Annotated in this window: 6 protein-coding genes; 3 read left to right on the top strand and 3 right to left on the bottom strand. The window is 67.6% G+C overall.

What is annotated here, in order from left to right; translation table 11 throughout:
• Positions 1-65: 65 nt before the first annotated feature.
• The 3 genes from ACIREI_RS22755 to ACIREI_RS22745 form a co-directional block, all read right to left on the bottom strand.
• On the bottom strand, positions 66-776 hold the full coding sequence (locus tag ACIREI_RS22755; RefSeq protein WP_403335616.1) for a VanZ family protein: 711 nt from the start codon (positions 774-776) through the stop codon (positions 66-68).
• 86 nt (positions 777-862) lie between these two features.
• Positions 863-2,854 carry an alpha-glucuronidase gene (locus tag ACIREI_RS22750; RefSeq protein WP_403335614.1) on the bottom strand — a complete coding sequence of 664 codons (1,992 nt, stop codon included), beginning with the start codon at positions 2,852-2,854 and terminating at the stop codon, positions 863-865.
• A gap of 19 nt (positions 2,855-2,873) precedes the next feature.
• On the bottom strand, positions 2,874-6,617 hold the full coding sequence (locus ACIREI_RS22745; protein ID WP_403335952.1) for a GH92 family glycosyl hydrolase: 3,744 nt from the start codon (positions 6,615-6,617) through the stop codon (positions 2,874-2,876).
• A gap of 414 nt (positions 6,618-7,031) precedes the next feature.
• Here ACIREI_RS22745 and ngcE point away from each other — a divergent pair, with 414 nt between their 5' ends.
• The 3 genes from ngcE to ACIREI_RS22730 are packed head-to-tail and all read left to right on the top strand — an operon-like array spanning position 7,032 to position 10,418.
• A complete protein-coding gene (gene ngcE / locus ACIREI_RS22740) occupies positions 7,032-8,498 on the top strand; it encodes an N-acetylglucosamine/diacetylchitobiose ABC transporter substrate-binding protein (protein ID WP_403335611.1) in 1,467 nt (488 codons plus the stop codon).
• 49 nt (positions 8,499-8,547) lie between these two features.
• Positions 8,548-9,471 carry a carbohydrate ABC transporter permease gene (locus ACIREI_RS22735; RefSeq protein ID WP_403335608.1) on the top strand — a complete coding sequence of 308 codons (924 nt, stop codon included), beginning with the start codon at positions 8,548-8,550 and terminating at the stop codon, positions 9,469-9,471.
• 14 nt (positions 9,472-9,485) lie between these two features.
• Entirely contained in the window at positions 9,486-10,418 is a 933-nt protein-coding gene (locus ACIREI_RS22730; protein ID WP_403335605.1) for a carbohydrate ABC transporter permease, read from the top strand.
• Positions 10,419-10,506: the final 88 nt, after the last annotated feature.

The following is a 10,506-nucleotide window of genomic DNA, read 5'->3' as shown; positions in this document are numbered from 1 at the left end:
CAGCACCACATATCGCCGACGTATGCGGGACATGCGCAAAGGCGTGTGCACACCGCAACCGCACCTCAGCCTGCCGATGCCGGCGCCGGCGCGGGACGAGCCCGGCCCGACGGCACTTCGGCCGCCGTGCGCCACCAGCGGCGCGACGCCAGCGCGGCCAGCACGGCGCCGACGGCGTTGACCAGTACGTCGTCCACGGAGGACACCCGGTCCAGCCGCAGCACGTACTGTGCCGTCTCGACCAAGACCGAGCAGCCCGCCCCGAGCGCCAGGACCCGCGGCACGGATGCCAGTGCCGCGAACCGCATCGGGGCGAAGAACCCCAGCGCCGCGAAGACCAGCAGGTTGCCGCCGATCCCGAGCGGCCCCATCGTGGCCAGGTCCCGCAGCGGTACCAGGCTCACCCGGGGTGGGACGATGCCGACCCCGGCGCCCGGCATCAGGGTCATCCACAGGAACGGCACCGTCCCGTGCACCATGCCCACCTCCGCCAGCGACATGCGCCACGCCCATGGGACGCCGGCGGCACGCCGACGCCGTGCCAGAGCCCACACCACCAGCACGGCCAACGGCAGCGCGACCAACGTCATGAGCACCACACCGTTGAACGTGTCGAAGCAGCCGTGCCACCGCCCCGCCGTGCACCTCGGAGCGGCCATCATGAGCGGCCCCCGCACGACGAACACGGCGCTCACCACGCCGAGGATCACCAGGCCGAGGAACACCATCCTGCGCGCGCGGTCGGGCGGTGCTGACAGAGATGCGTCGTGATTCATGCCCCCATGGGAGACGGAGGGCCGTTGCGACGGCGTATGCGCTTTTCGATACGCCCGCGATAGGGGCCGTTCAGTAGACCGGCACTTCAGTGGATGCGCCGCCCATGTGCGTCGGGCACACCGGACTTCCGGAAGAAGTAGCTGTTGATCTGATCCCGCCACTCGCGGGCACTGCGGAGCTGCTCCTCAAGCCGTTCCGTCACCCGTGCGTGGCGCGCCGGGTCCACCGAGTCGGCCAGCGAGGCCCACACCTCCATGGTCGCCTCCACCTCCTCGACGCCCTCGAAGTGCGTGTCGTACATGTGCTGGATCACCGTCTTGCCGCTGTGCAGTATGTGCCCGTACGACACGTGGTGGAAGAACAGCAGCAGCTCGTCCGGGCAGGTCCCCGGCGACTCGTACACCTCGGCCCACGGCTTGGCGTACTGCCCCGCGTACCCCGTACCGGTGGTGCAGCTGCGGTCCACCCCCACGCCGTCCCGATCGGCGAAGTGATACGTCCCCCACGGGCTGTACTCGTACCCGTCCACGCTCGGCCCGTAGTGGTGCCCCGGCTGCACCATGAAGCCCACCCCGAGCGGCGCGGTGTACTTCTCGTACGTCCGCCACGAACCGTCCATGATCGCGTGCAGCCCCGCCGCGGGCTCCGCCCCGAAGGCCTCGAAGACCCCGAACGTGAGCCGGATCCATTCGTCGAGGATCCCGCCCGGATCCGCGTCCGGCTGCCAGGCCAGCCGCCCGAAGGTGTACAGGTTCGCCTGGGCCAGCGGATGCCCCGTCCAGAACGGGTCGTCGCCGACGTTGGACACGGCGACGAGCCCACCGCGCGCCAACTCCCCGACAGGGGACACCCCGTCGACCCGGAACCGCAGCACCTCGCTCCACATCGGCCCCAGCCAGCACACATGCCGCTGCTGCCCGGTGTATTCCTGCGTGGCCTGCAGCTCCACCGCCAGCCGGGTGCGCGGCATCGCGCCGATCAGCGGCGAGACCGGCTCGCGCACCTGGAAGTCCATCGGCCCGTGCTTCACCTGGAGGACGGCGTTGTCGGCGAACTTGCCGTCCAGCGGCACGAAATGGTCGTACGCGGCCCGCGCCCGGTCCGTCGTCCGGTCCCGCCAGTCCTGCCGGTGGTCGTAGACGAACGCCCGCCAGTGCACCGTGCCGCCGTAGCCGCTGTCAGATGCAGTCAGCGCGGCGGCCAGCATGTTCGCGCCGTCCGCGTGGCTGCGGCCGTACGCGAACGGCCCCGGCTGCCCCTCGGAGTCGGCCTTCACCACGTACCCGCCGAAGTCGGGGATCGCCTCGTACACCCGCGAGGTCGTCTCCGCCCACCACTCCCGCACGCCCTCGTCCAGCGGATCGGCCGTGGACAGCCCGCCGAGCACCATCGGCGCGGCGAAGGTCACCGACAGATGGGTCCGGATGCCGTACGGCCGCAACACGCCTGCGATATCGGCGACTTCGCCGATCCGGTCGGTGAGCAGACGCGCCTCGGCCTCGTGCACGTTGACGTTGTTGACGGCCACCGCGTTGATCCCGCACGCCGCCAGCAGCCGCGCGTACGCCCGCACCCGCCCCAGCAACTCGGCGCGCGCCCGCCCGTCCGCCCAGAACAGCGACCCGCCGGCGTATCCGCGCTCCACCTGGCCCATGACCGGATGCACGGCCACGTTGTCCCAGTGATCGAGCATGCGCAGCGCCAACTCCGGCCGGTGGTACGCACGTTCGCATGTGCCCCGGAACGCCGCGTCCCCGAGCCGTACGACGTGGAAGAAGCCGTACAGCAGCCCGGGGCCCCCGGACGCGGTGACGGTCGTACGGCCGTCCCCGCGCTCGAAAGTGAACGCCTCGCCGCCGTCGCCGCTGTCACGACCGTCACCGGTCAGCTCCAGCACCAGGTCGTACGGCCCGGGGGACCCGTCGCGCGAGACGTTCCCCCCGAACCGTACGCAGGCCTGCGCCACCTCACCGTGCACCGTGTCCACCAGCGGGCCCGAACCACGGATCAGCGTCCGTCGGGTGCCGATCGGCCGGAACGCCCCGTCCGGCAGCCAGGCCGCATCGACACCCTGCATGAGACCCCAACTCCCTTGTTCAGGCGAGCAGTTCGACTTCCGAGACCACCGCCTCACCGTCGAACACCAGGCGGTACTTCCCGTACGTACCCGGAGACCCCACGGAGAACGCCCGTGTCTGCCGGTCCCAGGCGAAGGACTCCCCGGAGCGCCGGTCGACGGTCCGCCACGTGGTCCCGTCGTCCGATCCCTGGAGCGTCCAGCCGGTCGGCGCCTTCGTCCGGTCGGACGGCGAGGTGAGGGTGTACTGCACCGTCCTGGTGGCCTCGGAGACCGGCAGATCCACCGACGTGACACTCGCCTGGGTCGCCGAGGTGTTGTCGAACAGGGCCCCTTCACCTTGCAGCACATCCGCCCGTGGCACGGGCACCTCGTCGTCCTTGGTGATCGACACCGGCGCCGCGTTCTTGCCGGTACCCCACGAGGAGGGCCGCGGCCCCATGTCGAACTCCAGGACACCGCCCTTCGCGATCAGCGAGTGGGGCAGCGAAGTCGACCTCCAGGGAACGCCGTTGACCTTCAGACCCTGGACGTACACGTTGCGCGCGCTGTTCTTCGGCGCCTTGACGACCAGCTCCCGGCCGTTCTCCAGATGGACCGTCGCCTTGGTGAACAAGGGCGACCCGATGGCGTACTCGCCACTGCCCATCACCAGCGGATAGAAGCCCAGCGCGGAGAAGAGGAACCAGGCCGACTGCTCGCCGTTGTCCTCGTCGCCGTGGTACCCCTGCCCGATCTCGCTGCCGACGTACAGCCGCGACAGCACCTCGCGCACGTTCTTCTGCGCCTTCCAGGGCTGGCCCGCCGCGTCGTACATGTAGAGGGCGTGGTGGGCGACCTGGTTGGAGTGTCCGTACATGCCCATCCGGACGTCCCGCGCCTCCGTCATCTCATGGATGACACCGCCGTAGGAGCCGACGAAGTCGGGCGAGGCCGTCTCCGGGGTGCCGAAGTACTCGTCGAGCTTGTCAGCCAGGCCGCTGCGGCCGCCGTAGAGATTGGCCAGGCCGCGGCTGTCCTGGGGTGCGGTGAAGGCGTACCCCCAACCGTTCGTCTCCGTGTAGTCGTACCCCCACACCCGCGGGTCGTACTTCGAGGACTCGACGCGCCAGTCGCCCTTCTCGTCCCGGCCCTGGAAGAACCCGGCCTTCCCGTCGAACAGGTTCACGTAGTCCCGGGCGCGGTTGAGGAAGTACTCCGATTCGTCCTTGTACCGCTTCTCGCCCGTCTCCCGGTACAGCGCCTGCCCCATCCGCGCGATGCCGTAGTCGTTGAGGTAGCCCTCCAGCGCCCATGACAGGCCCTCGTGCGTCTCGGTGCTCGTGTAGCCGAGGAAGGGCGAGGTCGCCATCCCCTTGCGGCCCACGCCCGACGACGGGGGCACCACGGTCGCGTTCTTCACGGCCGCGTCGTACGCCGACTCCGCGTCGAAGTCGACGCCCTTGACGTACGCGTCCGCGAAGGCGACGTCCGAGGAGGTGCCGGTCATGAGGTCGGCGTAGCCGGGGGAGGACCAGCGGGAGGTCCAGCCGCCGTCCTTGTACTGCTGCACGAACCCGTCGACCATCTCGCCCGCCTGACCGGGCGTCAGGAGCGAGTACGCCGGCCACGTCGTCCGATAGGTGTCCCAGAAGCCGTTGTTCACGTACACCTTGCCGTCCACGATCTTCGCGCCGGTGTGCGTCGGGGTGTCGGGACCCGGCATCGGCGAGAACGGGGACGCGTACCGGTACTTCGAACCGACCTTCTCGAAGCCGGAGTTGGGGTAGAGGTACAGCCGGTACAGGCTGGAGTACAGCGTCGTCAGCTGGTCCGGCGTCGCGCCCTCCACCTCGACCTTGCCGAGCAGGCGATCCCACTGGCGCTGGGCGCGTGACTTCACGGTGTCGAAGGACGTGCCGTCGGGGATCTCCTGGCGGAGGTTGTCCTTCGCCTGGTCGAGGCTGATGAGCGAGGTGGCGAGGCGGAGGGTGACGGCCCGGTCGTCGCCGGCGTCGAAGCGCAGGTGTCCCTTGACCCCGCTCGAGGAACCCTCCGTCACCGGCTTGTCGAACACGCCGTACACGAACAACCGGGTCGCACCCGTCGACAGTCCGGACTTCACGTCCGAGTAGCCGGTGACGACCCCGTTCTCCTTGTCGAGCGTGAGCCCGGCCTGGTCGGTCACGTTGTCGAAGAGGACGCTCGCGTCGTCACCGGGGTAGGTGAAGCGCAGCACCGCCGCATGGTCGGTCGGCGCCATCTCCGCCTTCAGCCCGTTCTCGAACCGCACCCCGTAGTAGTACGGCCGCGCGGTCTCGTTCTCGTGCCGGAAGGCCAGCTCACGCGCCTCACGCCCGGTGTCCGGAGTGCCGGCGGCCCCCGACGGCATCACCTGGAAGGTCTGCCGGTCACCCATCCAGGGGCTGGGCTCATGACTGGCGCTGAACGCCTGGATCGTCGGCAGGTTGTCGGCGTTGTTCGCGCGTGCGTAGTCGTACAGCCAGCTCAGCGAGCCCGCGTTCGTCACCGGCGTCCAGAAGTTGAAGCCGTGCGGCACAGCGGTCGCCGGGAAGTTGTTGCCGCGCGAGAAGCCGCCGCTGGAGAGCGTGCCGCGGGTGGTGAGCGCGTAGTCGGAGGGGTGGGCCTTCGGCTTCTCGGGCGCCACGCGCTTCAGCGCGACATCGTCCAGCCAGCCCCGGAACTTCGCCGGGCCCTTGGGGGAGTCGTACGCCACGAGGATCCGGTCGACCGTCCGGCCCGCCGCGACCGACCCGATCCGCGAGACCACGTTGTTCCACTGGTTGACGTACAGCACCTTCGCCGCCCCCTGCCCGCGCGGCGTCAGCGGGAAGCCGTGCTGGTCGGTGGCGCCGAGGTCGCTCAGGTACGTGCCGTCGGTGAAAGCGAGGTCGACGGAGACGTTCGTGGCGTCGTAGTCGAGGTCGCCGTCCGCCATCGACGGGAAGACGCGGTAGGACAGCCGGGTGTCGCGGCCGACGGCCACGTTCACGTCGTAGACCTTGTTGTACGAGTACGCCCGCCCGTCCGCCGTGTGACGTCCGGCGTACCTGAGCGCCCGCTTGCCGGTGAAGCCCGCGCCCGCCTTCGCGGTCGGCGAGCCGCTCGGGCCGCGGTCGACGACGGAGAGCATGTCGGGCGGGACGGGGCCGTCACCGCCGCCCGTGGAGAACTGGACGTCGGCGAGTTGCAGGATGCCGGAGGCGCCGTTGTTCTTGGTGACCTCCAGCCGGAGGTGCCGGTACTCGGCCGGTTCCGCTATGTCGTACGTCTTCGTCTGGAACCGTTCGGCGAACGACTCGCCGGAGCGGGTGTCGAGGGTCTTCCACTCCTTGCCGTCCGCGGAGCCCTTCAGGGTCCAGTCCTGCGGGTCGCGCTCGGCATGGTCATTGGCCGAGGTGAGCGCATATCTCGCGACCTTCACCGGTTTGTCCAGGTCGAACTCCACCCACCCGGTGGGCTCGAAGACCAGCCACTTGCTGCTCGGCTCCCCGTCGGCGAGGTTCTCCTTCACCTCCCCGCCGCCGGTGTTCTCGCCGCTCGCCCGTACGTCCGTGACCTGGTCGGTCACATTGCCCGGAATGCCACTGCTGTAGCCGCCGTCGACGCCCGAGGCACGTTTGCCGCCGTCCGGTGCGGTGTCGACGGTGTTGAGCCAGTCGGGTGCCGGGTCGCCCGCCTCGAACGAGGACACGAACTCCCGGTCGGCCGCCGCGGGCGCCTGAGGCAGGGCGACCGCCGCGCCCTGCGAGCCCACGGCCACACAAAAGGCGGTCGCCGACACGACCGCCGTACCCCATCTGTGCCGAGCTCTCTCCTGCTTCAACGGGTACCCTCCCTGCGCACGGGATAACGTTGTCACCTTCGCTGAGCAAGGATCAGTTGTGGCTCAAGTGCCAAGTATTGTCAAGGGTGTTGCCTGCGGCATTCGGGGCCTATGTCGCGGATTTTTCCGGCAAGCCGCCCACAGGCCGCTCATATTTCCGCGAGGTCTCAACTCGGAAAAGACCATCGGCCAACCTTGCATTCGATCTTGCTCCGCTGGCGGGAAGTGGACTATACCTGTCGGCACTTCACATGATTCCGCACTTCCTGCACGACCCCAGCTTGACCCGATCGCGGTGCCGGGGAGGATCCGGTTCACCGCCTGAGTCCTGGAGAAGGCGAGGACTTGAGCATGGGATCCACTTCCGCCGAGAACCCTGAGAAGAACGGCTCCGCAGGCGTCGGACGCCGCGATCTGATCAAGCGGTCCGCCGCGCTGGGTCTGATCGCCGTACCGACGATGAGCTTCCTGTCCGCGTGTGCCACCGGCGGTGGCGGCGGCGAGGAGAAGGAGAGCAAGGCGCCCGGCGGAGCGAAGTCCGCCACCAACCCGCTCGGCGTCGAGAAGGGCGTCGCCCTGGAGGCGTTCATCTTCAAGGGCGGCCTCGGCGACCAGTACGCCAAGGACGCGGAGGCCGACTACAAGGCCACCTACGGCGCCTCGGTCAAGCACACCGGCACCCAGCAGGTCGGCCCGAAGCTGACCCCGCGCTTCGCCGGCGGCAACCCGCCGGACGTCATCGACAACTCCGGCGCCGACCACCTGGACATGAACAAGCTGTCCACCCAGGGCCAGCTCCAGGACCTCCAGGCGCTGCTGGACGCCCCCTCGATGGACGACGCGAGCAAGAAGATCTCGGACGTCATCCACCCGAGCACCATCGAGAAGGGCAAGCACGGCGACACCTTCGACGTGCTCTACTACGCCTTCACCATCTACGGCACCTGGTATTCGCAGAAGGCCCTCGACGACAACGGCTGGGAATACCCCAAGACCCTCGACGAGATGGTCAAGCTGTGCGGCGAGATCAAGAAGAAGGGCATCGCGCCCTGGACGTACGCCGGAAAGTATCCGTACTACGTCCACTTCAATCTGTTCGCCCAGATCGCCAAGATCGGCGGCATGGACGGCTGGATCGCCATCGACAATCTGGAGCCCAACGCCTGGACCAGCAACGACGCGGTGAAGACGGTCGTCGAGCACTATGCGGAGCTGGCCTCCAAGAAGTACTTCCTGGAAGGCAGCCAGGGCCTGACGCACATTCAGTCGCAGACCGCCTGGAACAAGGGCAAGGCCATCTTCATCCCCAACGGCTCCTGGGTGGAGAACGAGGCCGCCCCGACCACGCCCAAGGACTTCCAGATGTCCGTGGGCGCCCTCTTCGACGGCGGCAGCGGCGACAAAATGCCGCACGGAACGCTCCGCGCCGAGCCCAGCGAGCCGTACATCGTGGCGAGCAAGGGCAAGAACCCGGCCGGCGGTATGGAACTGCTGCGCATCATGCTGTCCAAGAAGCACGCGCAGAACTTCGCCAAGCTGGTGAAGTCGCTGACCTGTGTCGTCGACGCCACCGAGGGCATGAGTCTCTCGCCGGGCCTCGCCTCGGCGAGCAAGGCGTTCAAGGACGCCGGCGACAACATCATCAGCCTGCAGCTCCAGGAGTGGTACCCCTCGCTCACGGACGAGAAGATCGGCGGTCTCACCGGGCAGTTGCTCACCGGTGAGATGAGCGCCGCCGACTGGATCAAGAAGACGCAGCAATACGCCGACGCCGTGGCGAAGGACGACTCGGTGAAGAAGTTCAAGCGCGAGAAGTAAGAGTCCGGTCAGGCACAACGGCACTCAAGGGGAAGGGCCGGGAAGCACCATGCAACACGGCAAATACCGATTCATCGTGGGCTTCCTGGCCCTGCCCGTCATCGTCTACGCGGTCTTCGTGATCTCGCCGTTCGTCCAGGCGTTCCAGATCTCGCTGACCGACTGGTCGGGGCTTGTCGGCACGGCGAAGTTCGTCGGACTCGAGAACTTCGAAAAGCTGTGGCACAACGAGGACTTCTGGAACGCGCTGTGGCACAACGTCTACATGCTGATCGCGGTGCCGATCGTGACACTGGGACTCGGCCTGTTCTTCGCCTTCATGCTCAACGTCGGCGGAAAGCGACGCAAGAACGAAGTCATCACCGGTGTCACCGGATCGAAGTTCTACCGTTTCGTGTTCTTCTTCCCGCAGGTCATCTCCATCACCATCATCGCCGTCATCTGGTTCAACATCTACAACCCGGACCCGCAGGACGGCATGCTCAACTCCCTGCTGGGCGCGGTCGGTCTGGACGGCCTGCAGAACGCCTGGCTGGGCGAGAAGAGCCTCGCCCTGCTGTGCATCATGGCGGTGATGATCTGGTCCCACGTGGGCTTCTACGTCGTGCTGTTCTCGGCGGCGATGGCGTCCATTCCGCGGGACATCTACGAGGCGGCGCTGCTGGACGGCGCGGGCCGCTTCCCCACCTTCTTCCGGATCACCCTGCCGCTGCTGTGGGACACCGTGCAGACCGGCTGGGTGTACATGGGCATCATCGCCCTGGACGGCTTCGCCCTGGTGCAGATCATGTCGGTCAACATGGGCGGCCCCGACGGCGCCACGGACGTCATGCCGCTGCGCCTGTATCTGACGGCGTTCCGCGACAGCCAGTTCGGCTACGCGTCCGCGATGGGCGTCGCGATGCTCATCGTCACCATGACGTTCGCAGTGCTCACGATGCGCTTCGCGCGGCGTGAGCGGATCGAGTTCTAGGGGTACGGGGCGACATGACGACCGACACGAACACCGGCACCGTCACCAAGGCGGACGAGCCGGACCGTCCGAGCCTGACCAAGAAGCTCGGCGCGACCGACGGCCGCAGCTCCGAGGGCGGTGTGCTCCACGTCTTCTCGCACGGCATGCTCGTGCTGTGGGCGCTGATGGTCGGCGTACCGCTGCTGTGGGTGCTGTGGAGCTCCTTCAAGACGAGCAACGGCATCCTCTCCGACCCGTGGGGGCTGCCGACCTCGCTGCACTTCGAGAACTGGGCCAACGCCTGGAACAAGGCCAACATGGGCCAGTACTTCCTCAACACCGCGATCGTGGTGGGCGGTTCGGTGGTCGGCACCATGGTGCTGGGCTCCATGGCCGCGTACGTGCTGGCCCGGTTCACCTTCCCGGGCAACCGGTTCATCTACTTCATGTTCGTGGCCGGCATGTCCTTCCCGGTGTTCATGCTGGTCATCCCGCTGTTCTTCGTGCTGCGGGACTTCCCCGGCAGCCCGCTGCTGGCGACGTACCAGGGGCTGATCCTGGTCTACATCGCCTATTCGCTGCCGTTCACGGTCTTCTTCATGACCGCGTTCTTCCGCACGCTGCCCACGTCGGTCGCGGAGGCCGCGCTGATCGACGGCGCCTCGCACACGCGCACGTTCTTCCAGGTGATGCTGCCGATGGCCAAGCCGGGGCTGATCAGCATCGGCATCTTCAACTTCCTCGGGCAGTGGAACCAGTACCTGCTGCCGATGGTGCTCAACCAGAACGAGGACAAGTACGTCCTCACCCAGGGCCTGGCGATGATCGCCCTCCAGCAGGGCTACGAGAACGACTGGGGCGCCCTGATGGCCGGCATGATGATCGCGATGCTGCCGGTCCTGATTGTCTACTTCATCTTCCAACGGCAGGTGCAGGCGGGTCTGACGGCCGGAGCGCTCAAGTAAACGCTCTCTGTTCGCTCCACCGTAAGCGCCGGATCACCCCACGTCACACATGAGCCGCCTCACCCCGGGGCGGCTCACGTGTGCGCGT

It is taken from the genome of Streptomyces sp. NPDC093591, from assembly GCF_044764885.1.
GTDB lineage: Bacteria > Actinomycetota > Actinomycetes > Streptomycetales > Streptomycetaceae > Streptomyces.
Note: the sequence above shows the minus strand (reverse complement) of the source record. Positions and strands in the feature narration are given on the sequence as shown.